A 16,534-nucleotide genomic window follows, 5' to 3' on the forward strand; every position below is an offset into this window, starting at 1 on the left:
CCGCCATGACTACTTCACTTAAAGCGTCCGCCTCGCTCAAGCTGATCAGCCACAAGCTTTGTCCCTATGTGCAGCGTGCGGTGATCGCGCTCAACGAGAAGGGCGTGCCGTTCGAGCGGGTCGACATCGACCTCGCCAACAAGCCCGACTGGTTCCTGAAACTGTCGCCGCTCGGCAAGGTGCCGGTGCTGGTGGTGACGACGGACAAGGGCGAGGTCGCGCTGTTCGAGAGCAACGTGATCTGCGAGTACATCGAGGAGACGCAAGGCGGCGTCGCGCTGCATCCGGCCGATGCGCTGACGCGCGCCGAGCATCGTGCGTGGATGGAGTTCGGCTCGGCGACCCTCGGCGATCTCTGGGGATTGGAGACCACGACCGATCCGGCGACCTTCGAAGGCAAGCGCCAGGCGCTCGTGACAAAGTTCGCGCGTGTCGAGGCCGCGTTAAGCGCAGGCCCATTCTTCGCCGGCGATGCGTTCAGCCTCGTCGATGCGGTGTTCGCACCCGTCTTCCGCTATTTCGACGTGTTCGACGAACTGACCGAGCTCGGCATCTTCAGGGATCTGCCTAAGGTGCGGGCGTGGCGGGCAGAGCTTGCGAAGCGTCCGAGTGTTCGCACCGCGGTCGGCGCGGACTATCCGCAATTGCTGCGCGCCTTCCTCGTGCGCCACGACGCGCATCTGCTCAAGCTCGCAGCCTGAGCACGCGCCGATGTCGTCATCCGCGGCCTGGCTGATGCTGGTGATCGCAGGCCTGCTCGATGTCGGCTGGGCGATCTCGATGAAATATGCGGAAGGCTACACGCGCGCAGGCTGGAGCTTCGCTTCGCTCGTGCTGCTGGCCGCCTTCGTTGTCCTGCTCGGACGCGCGTTGAAGGTGCTGGAGGTCGGCGTCGCCTATTCGGTCTGGACCGGCATTGGTGCCGCCGGCACTTTCGTCATGGGCGTGATGCTGTTCGGCGAGACCTTGAGCGCGATGAAGCTTGCGGGCATCGCGCTCGTCTTGATGGGAATCGTCGCGCTCAAGCTGGCTTAGAGCATGATCCGGAAAAGTGTGCGCGGTTTTCCGATAAGATCATGCTCCAAACATAACGCGCCTCAGCGCACGTTCGCCAGGCGCATGTCGAGATAGGCCGTAATGGTTTCCATCAGCGGCTCGAGCTTGGCGTCGAAGAAATGGTTGGCGCCGGGGATGACCTGCTGGTCGATCACGATGCCCTTCTGCGTCTTCAGCTTCTCGACCAGCGTGTTGACGTCCTTGGGCGGCACCACCGCGTCCTTCTCGCCATGCACGATCAGGCCCGAGGACGGGCAGGGCGCCAGGAACGAGAAGTCGTAGAGGTTCGCCGGCGGCGCGATCGAGATGAAGCCTTCGACCTCGGGACGGCGCATCAGGAGCTGCATGCCGATCCAGGCGCCGAAGGAGAAGCCGGCGACCCAGCAGGCGCGCGCTTCGGGATTGATGGTCTGCGCCCAGTCGAGGGCTGCAGCCGCATCCGACAATTCGCCGGTGCCATGGTCGAACGAGCCCTGGCTGCGGCCGACGCCGCGGAAGTTGAAGCGCAGCACCGAGAAGCCGCGATGCGCGAACGCGTAGTAGCACTGGTAGATGATCTGATGATTCATCGTGCCGTGGAACTGCGGGTGCGGATGCAGGACCATCGCGATCGGCGCGTTCTTCTGCTTGGCCGGGTGATAGCGGCCTTCGAGACGGCCGGCGGGGCCAGTGAAAATAACTTCAGGCATGGATGATCTCTTGATTGATCTCTTGAAGACGCTCTTCAGCAATCAACCGATTGTGCGGATTTCATCGGCTGCTCGGCCGATCAAACCGCGAATGGAAGGGTGGTGCGGCGCCCTCGGATGATGCGCGAGCGGCGCGCGGTGAACCGACGCGCGCGTTCTAACATGAGGCGAGGGTCAAAAAGCAAGCATCTTGAACATCCCGCAATCGGTTCAAGATGTTAGCGTGTCGCGGCGCCGTCATTGGGCGATGGGGATTCGGAATCGAGGTTGCCAAGCGCGCCGGAACGGCCCATCTCGGGCATCAGCGCGGGTGAAGCAGTTTCCCCGCAGGGTAACATAATACCTCATGCGGGGCCGTGTTTATCTCGACTGGAATGCGACCACGCCGCTCCGCGCTGAAGCGCGAGCCGCGATGCTCGCCGCCTATGAGCTGATCGGCAATCCCTCTTCGGTCCATGCCGAGGGGCGGGAGGCACGACGCTTGGTCGAGGAGGCCCGCGCCACGCTTGCGACGGCCGTGGGCGCGCTGCCGCGGAATGTCGTCTTCAACTCAGCCGGAACCGAGGCCAATGCACTTGCGCTGTCGCCCGGCCTGCGAGGGCCGTCGGGCGACCCGGTTGAGCGGCTCCTGGTCTCGGCTATCGAGCATGCCTCGGTGCTGGCAGGCGGCCGGTTCCCGACGAACAGGATCGGTCAGATCCGGGTCACGCGCTCCGGCGTGATCGACCTGGATCACCTGGAGGCGCTGCTCAGCGACGGTCCGCCGGCGCTAGTCTCCATCATGGCGGCCAACAACGAGACGGGCGCGTTGCAGCCGGTCGCCGAGGCCGTGCGAATTGTTCACGGGGCCGGCGGCCTCCTGCACGTCGACGCAATCCAGGCGCTTGGAAAAATCCCTTTCGATATCAAGGTTATCGGACCAGACCTTGCGACTTTTTCTGCGCACAAGATTGGCGGTCCCAAGGGCGTGGGTGCGCTGGTGGTGGCCGAGGGGATCGCCGGGCTGGAACCGGTGCTTCGGGGCGGCGGCCAGGAGCTGAACCGGCGCGCCGGAACCGAGAATGTCGCGGGCATTGCGGGCTTTGGGGCAGCGGTAAAGGTCGCGCTTCAGGCTCTGCCGGAGCATGCGGAGCGAATGGCAACCCTCAGAAATCTCTTGGAAAATGGCATTCGCGCCCTTCCCGGGGCGATGGTCTTCTCCGACGACGTCAAGCGGTTACCGAATACCGTCCTCTTCACGGTCCCCGGTCTGAAGGCCGAGACTGCGGTCATCGGCTTCGACCTCGAAGGCGTGGCCGTTTCCTCGGGCTCAGCCTGTTCCTCCGGCAAGGTGCAGCCGTCCCACGTGCTGTCGGCAATGGGGTACGATCCCGCCGTGGCCCAGGGAGCGGTGCGTCTCAGTCTGGGCTGGTCCACGGGACCGGATGACATCAATAGGGCGTTAGAGGCTTGGCGAAAGCTCGGTAATACCCTACTTAGAGCCTAGGCGACGAAACACGGCTTGAATGGTTCTAAGCCCGTGCTTTGCGCACAGAAACATCGTAATACTCGTCCGAGTTTGATCCACCGCGGTCCTTGAAACCGCGAGCGGAGGATAGAATGCCAGCCGTGCAAGAGACGGTCGAGCGCGTGAAGCGCATCGACGTCGATCAGTATCGTTATGGGTTTGAGACCCTGATCGAGTCCGATAAGGCCCCCAAGGGGCTGTCGGAAGAGACCGTCAAGTTCATCTCCGAGAAGAAGAACGAACCCGCCTGGATGCTCCAGTGGCGGCTCGAGGCCTATCGGCGCTGGCTGACCATGACCGAGCCGACCTGGGCGCGCGTCGACTATCCCAAGATCGACTTCCAGGACCTTTATTACTATTCGGCCCCGAAGCCGAAGAAGACGATCAACTCGCTCGACGAGATCGATCCGGAGATCCTCAAGACCTACGAAAAGCTCGGCATCCCCTTGCGGGAAGTCGCCATGCTCGAAGGCCTCGAGCCCAAGCCCGGCGAGCAGGATCCCAACAGGCGCAAGATCGCGGTCGACGCCGTCTTCGATTCGGTCTCGGTTGCGACCACCTTCCAGGCAGAGCTGAAGAAGGCGGGCGTGATCTTCATGCCGATCTCGGAAGCGATCCGCGAGCATCCCGAGTTGGTGCAAAAGTATCTCGGCTCCGTGGTGCCGACCTCTGACAATTTTTACGCGACGCTGAACTCGGCGGTGTTCTCCGACGGCTCGTTCGTCTACGTGCCGCCCGGCGTGCGCTGCCCGATGGAGCTGTCCACGTACTTCCGTATCAACGAGCGCAACACCGGCCAGTTCGAGCGCACGCTGATCATCGCCGACAAGGGCTCCTACGTCTCCTATCTCGAAGGCTGCACCGCGCCGCAGCGCGACGAGAACCAGCTCCATGCGGCCGTGGTCGAGCTCGTCACGCACGACGACGCCGAGATCAAATATTCGACGGTGCAGAACTGGTATCCCGGCAATTCGGAAGGCAAGGGCGGCATCTACAATTTCGTCACCAAGCGTGGCGACTGCCGCGGCAACAATTCCAAGATCTCCTGGACCCAGGTCGAGACCGGGTCGGCGATCACCTGGAAGTATCCGAGCTGCATCCTGCGCGGCGATAATTCACGGGGCGAGTTCTACTCGATCGCGATCTCGAACGGCTATCAGCAGGTCGACTCGGGCACCAAGATGATCCATCTCGGCAAGAACACGTCGAGCCGCATCATCTCCAAGGGCATCGCCGCCGGCAAGTCGCAGAACACCTATCGCGGCCTCGTCACCGCGCATCGGAAAGCGACCGGCGCGCGCAACTTTACCGCCTGCGATTCGCTCCTGATCGGCGACAAATGCGGTGCGCATACCGTGCCGTATATCGAAGCCAAGAACTCGTCGGCGACGTTCGAGCACGAGGCCACGACGTCGAAGATCTCCGAGGATGTGCTGTTCTACTGCATCCAGCGCGGCCTCACGCAGGAGGAAGCCGTCGGCCTCGTCGTCAACGGTTTCGTCAAGGACGTGCTTCAGCAATTGCCGATGGAGTTCGCGGTGGAAGCGCAGAAGCTGATCTCGATCTCGCTTGAAGGGTCGGTCGGCTAATCGCCGACCCTCGCGGCGCGCTGCGGCGCTCCATGCATCAATTGAATAGACTGGATACCAAGATGCCGTTGCTTGAAGTAAAAGACCTGAAGGTTCGTGTCGAGGAGCGTGAGATCCTCCACGGGCTGACGCTGACCGTGAACGAGGGCGAGATCCACGCGATCATGGGGCCGAACGGCTCCGGCAAATCGACGCTCTCCCACGTCATCGCCGGCAAGCCCGGCTATGAAGTCACCGACGGCCAGATCCTGTTCAAGGGCGAAGATCTGCTCGCGATGGCCCCCAACGAGCGCGCCGCCAAGGGCGTGTTCCTGGCGTTCCAGTATCCGGTCGAGATTCCCGGCGTCGCCACCATGAATTTCCTGCGCACCGCGCTGAATGCGCAGCGCAAGGCGCGCGGCGAGAGCGAATATTCGACACCGGACTTTCTGAAGAAGGTCCGCGAAGTCTCGAAGTCGTTGAACATCCCGCAGGACATGCTCAAGCGCGGCGTCAATGTCGGCTTCTCCGGCGGCGAGAAGAAGCGCAACGAGGTGCTGCAGATGGCGCTGTTCGAGCCGAGCCTGTGCATCCTCGACGAGATGGATTCCGGCCTCGACATCGATGCGCTGCGCATCGCGGCCGACGGCGTCAACGCGCTGCATTCGCCCAAGCGTGCGATGGTCGTCATCACCCACTATCAGCGGCTGCTGAACTACATCGTGCCCGACATCGTGCACGTGATGTCGAAGGGCCGTGTCGTGAAGAGCGGCGGCAAGGAACTGGCGCTGGAGCTGGAAGCGTCCGGCTACGCCCAGTTCGAGGACGCCGCGTAAGGATTGTTTGAAATGAACGTTGCTGTGGCAAAGACCGGAAACGGCCGCGCGGTGAGCGATCTCTTCGCCAGCGCCGAAGGCCGCCTGCCGGGTTCGCCTTCCGGGATCGCGGTGCGCCGCGAGGCGTTCGAGACCTATGAGCGGCTCGGCCTGCCGCACCGCCGGATCGAGGAATGGAAATACACTGACCTCCGCGCGCTGGTCGGCGAGGTGCTGCCGCTGGCAGCCGCGCCCGATGCGGCCGCGCTGAAGCGCGCTGCGGAGGCGGTGAAGGCGCATGCGATCGCTGGCGCCCGCAAGCTCGTGCTGGTCGACGGCGTGTTCGCGGCAGATCTCTCCGACGTCAAGGCGCTCGCCGCCGAGGCGGGCTTCAGGACGCTGCGGGAGACGCTGGAGAAGGATGCCGGGCTGCTGAAGACTGCGGCCACTGATGCCGTGATCGCGCTGAACGCCGCGATGGCGACCGACGGCGTCGTGCTTGATATCGCCGATGGCGCGCAGCTGTCCGCACCGATCCAGATCATCCACATCGCGACCGTTGCTTCCGCGTCGGCCTTCACCCGTTCGCAGGTTGCGATCGGGAAGGGCGCTCGCGCCACCATCATCGAGAGCTTTGTCGCCGCCGGTGCCAAGGCCTATCAGGTCAACGACGCCGTACTCCTGTCGGTTGGCGACAATTCTGACGTTGCCCATATCCGCCTGATGGACGATGCGCCCGACGCGCTGAACGTCACCTCGCATTTCGTCACCATCGGCGCCAATGTGAAGTTCAACTTCTTCAACATGACCACCGGTGCTGCGGTCAGCCGCCTCCAGGGCTTCATCACGCTGGCGGGCGAGGGCAGTGAGCTCTCCGCCAACGGCGTCAATTTGTTGCAGAACACCGAGCATGGCGACACCACGCTGGTGGTCGACCACGCCGTGCCGAACTGCGTCAGCCGCGAAGTCTTCCGTGCCGTGATCGACGATCGCGCCCATTCGGTGTTCCAGGGCCGCATCATCGTGCGTCCCGATGCGCAGAAGACCGACGGCAAGATGATGATCCGCGCGCTGCTGCTCTCGGACGAAGCCGAGGCCGACAACAAGCCCGAGCTCGAGATCTTCGCCGACGACGTCTCCTGCGGCCACGGCGCCACCGCCGGCGCGCTCGACGACAGCCTGCTGTTCTATTTGAAGGCGCGCGGCCTGCCGGAGAAGCAGGCCCAGGCGCTGCTGATCCAGGCGTTCGTCGGCGAGGCGATCGAGCAGATCGCCGATGACGATCTACGCGAGCATGTGATCGGCATTGCCGAGCGCTGGCTGGAGCGGCGCCAATGAGCACGCATCCCGCAGTCAAGAACGGTGCCTACGACGTCGCCCGCGTGCGCGAGGACTTTCCGGCGCTCGCCATGCAGATCTACGGCAAGCCGCTGGTCTATCTCGACAACGCCGCCTCGGCACAGAAGCCGAAAGTCGTGCTCGACCGCATGACGCAGGCCTATACGTCCGAATACGCCAACGTCCATCGCGGCCTGCATTACCTCGCCAACGCCGCGACCGAAGCCTATGAGGGCGGCCGCACCAAGGTGGCGCAGTTCATCAACGCGCCCCGCACTGAGGAAGTGATCTTCACCCGCAACGCGACGGAGGCGATTAATCTCGTCGCCTCGTCCTGGGGCGGCCCGAATGTCGGAGAAGGCGACGAGATCGTCATCTCGATCATGGAGCACCACTCCAACATCGTGCCATGGCATTTCCTCAGGGAACGCAAGGGCGCCGTGATCAAATGGGCGCCGGTCGACGACGAGGGCAATTTCCTGATCGACGAGTTCGAGAAGCTGCTCACGTCGAAGACCAAGCTGGTCGCGATCACGCAGATGTCGAACGCGCTCGGCACCATCGTCCCGGTCAAGGACGTGGTGAAGATCGCGCACGCCCGCGGCATTCCCGTGCTGGTCGACGGCAGCCAGGGCGCCGTGCATATGCCTGTCGACGTCCAGGACATTGGCTGCGACTTCTATGTCTTCACCGGCCACAAGGTCTACGGTCCGACCGGCATCGGCGTGCTCTGGGCCAAATACGACCACCTCCTCGCGATGCGCCCCTACAACGGCGGTGGCGAGATGATCCGCGAAGTTTCGCAGGACGTCGTCACCTATGGCGATCCTCCGCACAAATTCGAGGCGGGCACGCCGGCAATCGTCGAGGCCGTCGGCCTTGGCGCCGCCATCGACTACGTCAATTCGATCGGCAAGGAGCGCATCGCCGCGCACGAGCACGATCTCGTCACCTACGCCCAGGACAAGCTGCGGGAGATCAACTCGCTGCGGCTGATCGGCACGGCGCGGGCCAAGGGCCCGGTGATCTCCTTCGAGATGAAGGGCGCACACGCCCATGACGTCGCCACCGTGATCGACCGCCAGGGCATCGCGGTGCGCGCCGGCACCCATTGCGTGATGCCGCTTTTAGAACGGTTCAACGTCACAGCCACATGCCGGGCGTCGTTCGGCATGTATAATACGCGGGAAGAAGTCGATCATCTGGCACAGGCGCTGTTGAAGGCGCGGGATTTGTTCGCATGAGTGACACGGCCGAAATCAAAGCCAATCCGATGGAGACCCAGTCGGCGCTGCCGCCTGAGGAGACCGAGCGTTTGACCACCGAGATCATCGCCGGGCTCAAGACGGTGTTCGATCCGGAAATCCCGGCCGACATCTACGAGCTCGGCCTGATCTACAAGGTCGAGATCAAGGACGACCGCTCGGTCGACGTCCAGATGACGCTGACGACGCCGAACTGTCCGGCCGCCGGCGAGCTGCCGACCATGGTCGAGAACGCAGTCGCCAGCGTCCCCGGCGTCGGCGTGGTCGACGTCAAGGTGATCTGGGAGCCGGCCTGGACGCCGGAGCGCATGAGCGACGAGGCCCGCCTCGTGCTCAACATGTGGTGACGCGTAACCTAGGCTTCAGATCCTTGTTAGATCATCCTTGTTCAATCCTTGGCATTGAATTCGCTCGGCAACGGACCACATCACTGACATGACCCAGATATCGTCAGGCTCGACACCAGCATCCACCCCGAAGCCGCGGCGGCCCCGCCCGCAGGTGATGCGGCTGACGGACGCTGCGGCCCAGCGCATCAGCGAGCTCACCCAGCGCGCCGATTCCGAGATCGTCGGCCTGCGCGTCGGCGTCAAGAACGGCGGCTGCGCCGGCCAGTCCTACACGGTCGAATATGCCCACGACGTCCGCCCGACCGACGAGGTCGTCGAGGACAAGGGCGTCAAGATCCTGGTCGATCCCAAGGCTGTGCTGTTCCTGCTCGGCACCGAGATGGACTACAAGGCCGACAAGATGCAGGCCCAGTTCGTCTTCAACAACCCCAACCAGATCTCCGCCTGCGGCTGCGGCGAGTCCGTCGAGCTGCGCCCGGCCCAGATCGACGGGTAGTTTCGTCCCCAACGCACCGCTCTCGTGTCCCGGACGCGCTGCAGCGCGCTTGCGCTGCTGCGCAGAGCCGGGACCCACGCTATGATCGCCAGTGCAAGACGGCTGGGCCCCGGCTCTGCAGCGCACCGTTACACGCTGCGCTGCGTCCGGGGCACGAGAGTGCGCCCATGGACCGCGAATTCCTGATCGACCTGTTCGCCGATTTCGGCCCCGTCGCCATCCGAAAAATGTTTTCCGGCTACGGCATCTCCGCCGACGGCATCAACTTCGCGCTGGCCTTGCGCGCCGGTCTGTTTTTCCGCGCCGACGAGATCACCATCCCGGACTTTGAGGCCGAAGGCTCAAAGCCGTTCCAGTATTCGACCCGCGCCAAGACCGTGCTGGTGAACTCCTATTGGGAGCTGCCGGCCCGCCTGTTCGACGATTCCGAGGAGCTTGCGCAATGGGCGAGGGCAGCGCTCGCCGCCGCCCAGCGCGCCAAGGTGAAGAAGCGGCCGAAGGCAACGAAGAAGCCGGCGAGAAAAGTCACCAAGCCCGCGACCGCAGCGAAGAAGGCGAGCAAAAAAAGCCCGGTTCGCAAGCGGGCTAAGCGAGGGGCTTGAGGATCAATCCACGGCCTTGGTCAGGCCGACCCTCATATCCTTGGCCGTGAAGACGCAGGCGCCGTCGGCGAGCACGCGACCGTCGGCAATCCCGAGCACCAGCTTGCCGCGCCGGACCATGCGCATGGCGACCTGGTAGCGCGCGCATCGTGTGTCCGGTGTGATGGATCCCGTGAACTCCACCTCGCCGACGCCGATGGCGCGGCCCTTGCCCGGTGAGCCCGACCATCCCAGCCAGTAGCCAATCATCTGCCACATGGCGTCCAGTCCCAAGGAAGCCGGCATCATGGAGTCGCCGCGAAAGTGGCAATCGAAGAACCAATGGCTTGGCGTGATGTCGAGTTCACCGACGATATGGCCCTTGCCGAACTCGCCGCCGTTCAGACTGATCTCGGTGATGCGATCCATCATCAGCATGGGCGGCGCCGGCAACTGCGCGTTGCCCGGGCCGAAATAGCCGCCTTCGCTCGATCGCAGCAGTTCGTCCTTCTTGTAGGACGGTTGCGGCGCATGAAAATCATGGGGATTGGGCAAGACGACAAATCCTCCGGATGCTCGCAATCGGGCGGCGAGGGAGATGTCGTTGGTCAGGTCGGAATGTCAAGCGCGAGCGATGGCGTGCAGCTTCGTCACGCCACCCGGTTGTGGGTCTCGACCGCGAATTCCGGATCGGCTTCGCAGATCACGCGGTTGCGGCCGTTGCGCTTGGCGGCGTAGAGGCAGGCATCCGCCCGCTCGATCAGCGCATCGGTGTCGTCGCCTTGCTTGAGCATGGAGACGCCGACGGAGATGGTGACGCGGCCGAGGATTTCGCCGGTGGACTTCTTCTTCAATTCCTTCGCCATCACCGCGCGGCGGATGTGATCGGCCACGGTGAGGGCCTGGCGCAGCGCGGTGTTGGGCAGCACGACCGCAAATTCCTCGCCGCCATAGCGCGCGGTGATGTCCTGGCCCTTGATGGTCTGCTTCAGGGACAGGCCGACGAGCCGCAGCACCTGGTCGCCGGTGAGATGACCGTAGGAATCGTTGAACGACTTGAAATGATCGATGTCGACCAGCAGTAGCGACAGCGGCTCGCCGGAGACGAGTGCGCTCTGCACGGCCATGTCGATCATGCGATCGAAATATTTGCGGTTGCCGAGGCCCGTCAGCGGGTCGGTCAGGCTCTCGGCGCGGATCGCCTCCAGGCTCTGCTGGAGATTGCTGATCTCGTTCTTCGACAGCGTCAGCCGGCCTTCCAGCGCCTTGTTGGTCTCGCGCATCTCGCTGGTCGAGCGCAGCAGTGTCTCGACGATCGACTTGATCTGGTCGCGGCTCTTGGCCGATGACAGCTTTTCGGTCGCGCCCGACAGGCTGGCATCGTAGGAGCCGGTCATCCCGAGGGCGTGGCCGAGAACCTTCATGACGTCGTCGATCTCGCCGATGACGCGCGCGCCGACCTTGTCGATGCGCTCGGTGGTCTTGATGTGGGAGAGGTAGGTCTCGTAGATCTGCTCGAGATCGGCTTCGGTCAGCTTGCCGCTTCGCGCCAGCGTCTCGTTGATGATCTTGTTGAGCGCGGCGTTGTAGCCGGTGGCGTAGACGTACCAGATCTCGTAATTGCGGGGAATTGCCGTCTGCCGGAGCGATCGGATCTGACCGAGCGCTACCTCGGCGAACGCCATCGTGCGTTCGTGTTCGTCGAGCACCTTGACCACGGAACATACCCCACAGCGATCGGCGCGCCGCCGACCGCAGCAATACTTAAATTATGTTCGTAGGCTAACGGACGATCGTGAACGACCCGTAAATATACGTAGGGGAATACATCCAAAAAATTGCGCGCCAGGCTTATTCAACCAAATCATGGCGCGCATCGCGCTTCAGGCGCCGGCGGGGGAGCGAACCGGTCGCAGCAGAAATGCCGGCAGATGCGAATGATCGCCCGGCTCGCTGTCGGGCTCGCGTTGACGGCGCGGCTCGGGACGGCCGATCGACGGCACATGCGACGGATTGGCCTGCTGGCGCGCGCCGTCACGCGGCTCGGATGATGGCTTGGCTTCACGCGGAGGTCTTGCATCACGCGGAGGCCTGCCTTCGCGCGGAGGTCTTGCCTCGCGTGCGGGCCTTGCTTCGGAAGCGGGTCTTGCTTCGGAAGCCAACCTTGCCTCGGGAGCGACCCGTGTTTCGGCTGAAGGCTGTGCCTCGCCACGCGGTTCGCGCGGCTCGTGGCTGCGCTCACGATCGCGACCACGCTGCGGCTTGCCGCGTCCGCCGCGGGAACGTTCGCGGCCGCGCGGCTCGCGCGGGCGCTCGCCCGCATCGGAAGCCTCGGTGCGGACTTCGTAATCGCCTTCGGCGCGGGGAATGCTCTGGCCGATCAGCTTTTCGATCGCCACCATCGACTTCTGGTCGAGCGGCGTGACGAGCGAGATCGCCATGCCGGACCGGCCAGCGCGGCCGGTGCGGCCGACGCGGTGAACATAGTCGTCGGGATGGTGGGGGACGTCGAAATTGAAGACGTGGCTGACCTCGGGGATGTCGAGGCCGCGGGCGGCGACGTCGGATGCGACCAGGAGGGGTAGCTCGCCCTTGCGAAACTGTTCGAGCGCCGCCGTGCGGGCCGACTGGTCCATGTCACCGTGCAGCGCGCCGACGCTGAAGCCGTGCTTTTGCAGCGATTTGTGAACGACGGCGACATCACGCTTGCGATTGCAGAAGATGATTGCGTTCTGGAGATCCTTGGCCCCGCGCAGCAATTGGCGAAGCAGCTCGCGCTTCTCATGTGCCTCGCGTCCGGCCGGGACCTGACACTGGGTGACGGTGACGGCGGTGGTGGCGGGCTTGGACACCTCGACCTTCTGCGGATTGTGCAGGAAGGTTTCGGTGATGCGCCGGATCTCCGGCGGCATGGTCGCGGTGAAGAACAGGGTCTGCCGTGTGAACGGAACGAGCTTGCAGACGCGCTCGATGTCGGGGATGAAGCCCATGTCCAGCATGCGGTCTGCTTCGTCGATGACGAGCAACTCGACGCCGGTGAGCAGCAGGCCGCCGCGCTCGGTGTGGTCGAGCAGGCGGCCGGGAGTGGCGATCAGCACGTCGACGCCGCGCGTCAGCTTGGCATCCTGGTCGCCGAAGGAAACGCCGCCGATCAGCAGGGCGACGTTGAGTTTCTGGCCAGCGCCGTAGCGGTCGAAGTTTTCCTTCACCTGCGCCGCAAGCTCGCGGGTCGGCTCCAGGATCAGCGTGCGCGGCATGCGCGCCCGGGCGCGACCCTTTTCGAGGATGGTGAGCATCGGCAGCACGAAGGCCGCGGTCTTGCCGGTGCCGGTCTGGGCGATGCCGAGCACGTCCTTGCGAGCGAGGACGTGGGGGATCGCCTGTTCCTGAATGGGGGTCGGGGTGGTGTAGCCGGTAGCCGCCACTGCGGCGAGAACTTTTTCGGATAGTCCGAGATCTGAAAAGGACATTGAGCCTCTGCTCGAAACCGCCGTTCGGAATCGAGGGTAATTAAGGCTGTCGCGTTCCACCCCGAAACGGCGCGCTCTCAAAGAAGCTGGGGGTGCTGACTCACGCGAACAAAGCGCCAAGCTCAGGAATCGCTCTTCGATACCGAGCCGCGTCGCCCCGGAACATAGGCGGGAATCGGCCAAAGTCAATGGAGCAGCCGCGGGAAGGCCCTAAAAAGCTTGGAGTTTTGCTCAAATTGCGGGCCAGGCTGCGGTTTTTCGCCCAATCCAGCGGTTTGCCGGAGCGGCCCCAACGGCCGCTAACCCGGCTCCGGAGCGCGGGCCCGGAAGTCGCCGGGGGCCATGCCATAGGCGGCGTTAAACACCCGATAATAGGTCGCCAGGCTGTCGAAGCCGCAGGAGGTCGCGATATCAGCGATCAGCCGGTCCGGCGCTTCGCGCATCAGGCGTCGGCTCTGCTTCAGGCGTTGGTCCGTCACGGTCTGCGAAAAGCTCTTTGCCGCGCTTTCGAACAGCATGTGCAGGTGACGCACGGAGACGCCGAGCAGGTCGGCCACCCTCATCGGCGCCAGATCCGGGTCTTGCAGGTGGCGCGCGATCAGACGCCGCGCCTGGGAGAGGCGGGCGGTCCGCAGCGCGGCCTGCCCGAGGCGGCTGCCGGGCCGCACGATGCCGCGCTCGATCAGTGCCAGATGGGCCAAGGCCTGGACCAGGGAAGCGGCATCGGCGGCGCCGTCATCACCTGCGGCGGCCTCGCCGAGATCGGCGAAGCAGGCGTCGAGCAGTGGCGCCAGGCCGGGATCGTCGAACGTGCGGGGCGCAAGCTCGCGCATGCGCTTGTCCTGCGTGGCGAGGCCGCTCACGGGAATCTTCAGGATCCGGAGATGGAAGCCACCTGCGCCCAGCGGCGCGGTGCGATAGGGCAGGTCGGTATGACTGGTGGCGAAGCTGCCATTGGCGATCGCGAAGTCGCTGCCGCGCATGCCGCCGAACCAGCCGCCGCTGCCGAGCTGCTGATAGACGCAGATGCTGTCGCCTGGCGCTTGCGCGATATCGGACGTACTGCGCTCGACCGTGTAGGGCGAGGCCTTCAGCTCGACGAGGCCGGCTCCGCCAAGCTGGCGCACCGAGAATTCGCCGAAGAAGTCCGCGCGGCGTTCGGGCTCGAGTTCGGCGGTGACGCCGAACAGGCCCTTGGCGCGCACCTCGCGCCAAAAGTCGAAGCGGTCGTGCGGCTCGACCTCGTCGGTGCACCAGCGATACACGGCGGCCCCTCGCTTCCAGCGGAATCGCGCACAAGAATTGGCCCAAGAAAAAGCAGATTCCGGCGGGATCTGCCATAGGCTAAACGACAGACCTCAGTCCTCAGGACTGTTGAACCGGCGATATGGCTGGGCCGACTATCACATCAACGGCGGGGTTCCAATGAACCGCCGTTCGAGCGAGTCGGCGTGGGCCGTTCTTGAGGGAATTTTTCGATGGCGCGTCGGCTCTTCAGAATTCTGGCGGCACTTGGCCTCGCGGCGAGCCTGAGTGGTTTCGCGCTCCCCGCCTGCGCGGAGAAGCGCGTCGCGCTGGTCGTCGGCAACAACGACTACAGAAACGTCCCGAAACTGCTCAAGGCGGTCAACGACGCCCGCACGATGGGCGATACGCTGAAGCAGCTCGGATTCTCGGTGATGGTCGCCGAGAACCAGAGCCGGCAGCAATTCTCCGAAACGCTGCTTGCCTTCGATCGGGCGATCGAGCCCGGCGACACCGCGTTCTTCTTCTATGCCGGCCACGGCTTCGAGATCGCCGGCCAGAACTATCTGCTGCCGACGGACGTGCCGGCGGCCACGGAAGGGCAGGAAGAGCTGGTGCGTGACGCCTCGATCCTTGCCGACCGCATCGTCGAGCGCCTCCAGAACAAGAAGGCGCGGACCTCGATCCTGGTGTTCGACGCCTGCCGCAACAATCCGTTCGAGCGCAAGGGCACGCGCGCCGTTTCCGGTGGCGGCGGGCTTGCCCCGATGGTGCAGCTGCCCGAAGGCGTGTTCTCGGTCTTCTCCGCAGGTCCCCGCCAGACCGCGCTCGACCGCCTCTCCAATGACGATTCCAATCCCAATTCGGTGTTCACGCGCACCTTCGCCAAGGAGCTGCTCCAGCCCGGCGAGAACTTGGTGCAGGTGGCGCAGCGCACGCGCCGTCTCGTCAGCGAGATGGCCGACACCGTCAAGCACAGGCAGGTGCCGGTCTATTTCGATCAGATGGTCGACGACGTCTTCCTCAGCGGCAGCGCCAAGGACGCGGCCGCCCGCCCGGCCGATCCGCCGCCGCAGCAAGTCGCGGCGCTGCCGCCGGTGTCCGTGCCCCGCGTGCCGAAGGAGGAAACTACCAACGCGCCGATCGCCAGCTTCTCGCGCCACAATGGCGGCTGGAGCGTGGTGTTCTCCTTCGCCGATCCGACGCTCGGTATTTCCTGGCGCATGGCCGGCAATGCCGATTTCCGCGAGACCGGCTTCATCGACACGCTCGACCCGCGCACGCGCAAGCGGATGCCGAACCCGTCGATCCAATTGCCGCCGGACGCTGCGGCCGGCACCATCGAGGTCCGCTATGTCGACCAGTCGGGCGACATGCAGGGGCCGTTCCCGATCAGGTTCGATCCCGAGGCAGCGCTGATCCGCGACCAGCGCAAGATCCTCGACATGACCGCGACGAGCTGGCTGTCGTTCCGCGAGTTCAACGGGCTGCTCGTCTATTACACGCACCTGGTGTCCTACCGATGCGCCATCCGCGAGGTGCGCATCGGCATCGACACCGCCGTGCCCAATCAGGTGCTGAAGATGCCGGGCTGCGACATGCGCGACCCCAGCGCGATCAGCGCCGGCATGCCGCTCTACATGAAGCTCGCGCCGGCGACGCAGTTCATCTCGGTGGAGCTGACCTACCGCGACGGCAGCGTGTCTGAGATCAAGAGTTTCCGCAGCGCGAACCGCAGCAACAACTGACGACCCGGGCGGAGGCGTCGCGCGCGTTTCCGCTACCCGCCGCGGCGCTTCCTGATGAGGCGCTTGATGGACTCGACGGCCTCGATCAGGGGCGGAGCCAGCGAGAAGAACGCGCCCATCGCGATCGAGATGATGACGTGGCGCAGCAGCAGCTGCTCCTGCTCCTCGAACGGATAGCTGTTCCGGTCGATCGGCACGGGCGCGAGCGCACCCGTCTGCCGCGGATCCGGCTTTCGCGGCTTGCGTGGCGGGATCATGATCACGACGAAAAGTACGTTGATCAAGATCCAGACGCCGAGCACGATAAGGATAGTCCGCACTGCAATTTCCTGAAATCAATCGTAATTTACGGCGACGCTAACGGCCATTCGCCATTGCGGCAAATGAATCCTGTTTGCTGCACTGC

General features: G+C 64.2%; 17 protein-coding genes. 11 read left to right on the forward strand and 6 right to left on the reverse strand.

The window, feature by feature from the left end:
• Positions 1 to 5: 5 nt before the first annotated feature.
• Both IVB31_RS19775 and IVB31_RS19780 read left to right on the forward strand, forming a co-directional pair.
• Positions 6 to 701, forward strand: coding sequence for a glutathione S-transferase family protein (locus IVB31_RS19775; RefSeq protein ID WP_247325410.1), 696 nt, complete (start codon positions 6 to 8; stop codon positions 699 to 701).
• A gap of 10 nt (positions 702 to 711) precedes the next feature.
• Positions 712 to 1,035 carry a multidrug efflux SMR transporter gene (locus tag IVB31_RS19780; RefSeq protein ID WP_247325411.1) on the forward strand — a complete coding sequence of 108 codons (324 nt, stop codon included), beginning with the start codon at positions 712 to 714 and terminating at the stop codon, positions 1,033 to 1,035.
• Positions 1,036 to 1,097: 62 nt separating this feature from the next.
• Here IVB31_RS19780 and IVB31_RS19785 read toward each other — a convergent pair whose 3' ends face one another.
• Complete coding sequence (locus IVB31_RS19785) at positions 1,098 to 1,745, reverse strand: alpha/beta hydrolase (RefSeq protein WP_007591562.1); 648 nt, start codon at positions 1,743 to 1,745, stop codon at positions 1,098 to 1,100.
• Between the two features lie 346 nt (positions 1,746 to 2,091).
• Between IVB31_RS19785 and IVB31_RS19790 the strand changes: the two genes are divergently transcribed.
• From IVB31_RS19790 to IVB31_RS19825, 8 genes are all read left to right on the forward strand, one after another.
• On the forward strand, positions 2,092 to 3,231 hold the full coding sequence (locus IVB31_RS19790; protein ID WP_247325412.1) for a cysteine desulfurase family protein: 1,140 nt from the start codon (positions 2,092 to 2,094) through the stop codon (positions 3,229 to 3,231).
• A 113-nt stretch (positions 3,232 to 3,344) separates the two neighbouring features.
• The gene (sufB, locus tag IVB31_RS19795) at positions 3,345 to 4,841 is read left to right on the forward strand and encodes a Fe-S cluster assembly protein SufB (RefSeq protein ID WP_247325414.1); all 1,497 of its coding nucleotides are present in this window, start codon (positions 3,345 to 3,347) and stop codon (positions 4,839 to 4,841) included.
• Between the two features lie 62 nt (positions 4,842 to 4,903).
• Positions 4,904 to 5,656, forward strand: coding sequence for a Fe-S cluster assembly ATPase SufC (gene sufC, locus IVB31_RS19800; protein WP_247325417.1), 753 nt, complete (start codon positions 4,904 to 4,906; stop codon positions 5,654 to 5,656).
• Positions 5,657 to 5,668: 12 nt separating this feature from the next.
• A complete protein-coding gene (gene sufD, locus IVB31_RS19805; protein WP_247325419.1) occupies positions 5,669 to 6,973 on the forward strand; it encodes a Fe-S cluster assembly protein SufD in 1,305 nt (434 codons plus the stop codon).
• Positions 6,970 to 8,217 (forward strand): cysteine desulfurase, encoded by a 1,248-nt coding sequence (locus IVB31_RS19810; protein WP_247325422.1) that lies wholly within the window; start codon positions 6,970 to 6,972, stop codon positions 8,215 to 8,217. Before sufD ends, IVB31_RS19810 begins: the two co-directional genes overlap by 4 nt.
• Positions 8,214 to 8,585 (forward strand): SUF system Fe-S cluster assembly protein, encoded by a 372-nt coding sequence (locus tag IVB31_RS19815; protein ID WP_045000007.1) that lies wholly within the window; start codon positions 8,214 to 8,216, stop codon positions 8,583 to 8,585. Before IVB31_RS19810 ends, IVB31_RS19815 begins: the two co-directional genes overlap by 4 nt.
• A gap of 88 nt (positions 8,586 to 8,673) precedes the next feature.
• The gene (locus IVB31_RS19820) at positions 8,674 to 9,084 is read left to right on the forward strand and encodes an iron-sulfur cluster assembly accessory protein (RefSeq protein WP_007609828.1); all 411 of its coding nucleotides are present in this window, start codon (positions 8,674 to 8,676) and stop codon (positions 9,082 to 9,084) included.
• Positions 9,085 to 9,251: 167 nt separating this feature from the next.
• On the forward strand, positions 9,252 to 9,686 hold the full coding sequence (locus tag IVB31_RS19825) for a TfoX/Sxy family protein (RefSeq protein WP_247325424.1): 435 nt from the start codon (positions 9,252 to 9,254) through the stop codon (positions 9,684 to 9,686).
• A gap of 3 nt (positions 9,687 to 9,689) precedes the next feature.
• Here the strand turns inward: IVB31_RS19825 and fabA are convergent, their stop codons facing one another.
• The 4 genes from fabA to IVB31_RS19845 all read right to left on the reverse strand — a co-directional run bounded on the left by fabA (position 9,690) and on the right by IVB31_RS19845 (position 14,400).
• Entirely contained in the window at positions 9,690 to 10,220 is a 531-nt protein-coding gene (fabA, locus tag IVB31_RS19830) for a bifunctional 3-hydroxydecanoyl-ACP dehydratase/trans-2-decenoyl-ACP isomerase (protein ID WP_247325426.1), read from the reverse strand.
• Between the two features lie 95 nt (positions 10,221 to 10,315).
• Positions 10,316 to 11,383 (reverse strand): GGDEF domain-containing protein, encoded by a 1,068-nt coding sequence (locus IVB31_RS19835; protein WP_247325428.1) that lies wholly within the window; start codon positions 11,381 to 11,383, stop codon positions 10,316 to 10,318.
• A gap of 165 nt (positions 11,384 to 11,548) precedes the next feature.
• Positions 11,549 to 13,135, reverse strand: coding sequence for a DEAD/DEAH box helicase (locus tag IVB31_RS19840; RefSeq protein WP_247325430.1), 1,587 nt, complete (start codon positions 13,133 to 13,135; stop codon positions 11,549 to 11,551).
• A gap of 299 nt (positions 13,136 to 13,434) precedes the next feature.
• Positions 13,435 to 14,400, reverse strand: coding sequence for a helix-turn-helix transcriptional regulator (locus IVB31_RS19845; RefSeq protein ID WP_247325432.1), 966 nt, complete (start codon positions 14,398 to 14,400; stop codon positions 13,435 to 13,437).
• A 213-nt stretch (positions 14,401 to 14,613) separates the two neighbouring features.
• Between IVB31_RS19845 and IVB31_RS19850 the strand changes: the two genes are divergently transcribed.
• On the forward strand, positions 14,614 to 16,128 hold the full coding sequence (locus IVB31_RS19850; RefSeq protein WP_247325434.1) for a caspase family protein: 1,515 nt from the start codon (positions 14,614 to 14,616) through the stop codon (positions 16,126 to 16,128).
• A gap of 32 nt (positions 16,129 to 16,160) precedes the next feature.
• Here the strand turns inward: IVB31_RS19850 and IVB31_RS19855 are convergent, their stop codons facing one another.
• Positions 16,161 to 16,448 (reverse strand): hypothetical protein, encoded by a 288-nt coding sequence (locus tag IVB31_RS19855; protein WP_247325436.1) that lies wholly within the window; start codon positions 16,446 to 16,448, stop codon positions 16,161 to 16,163.
• Positions 16,449 to 16,534 lie beyond the last annotated feature (86 nt).

This window comes from Bradyrhizobium sp. 21 (assembly GCF_023073335.1).
Lineage (GTDB): Bacteria > Pseudomonadota > Alphaproteobacteria > Rhizobiales > Xanthobacteraceae > Bradyrhizobium.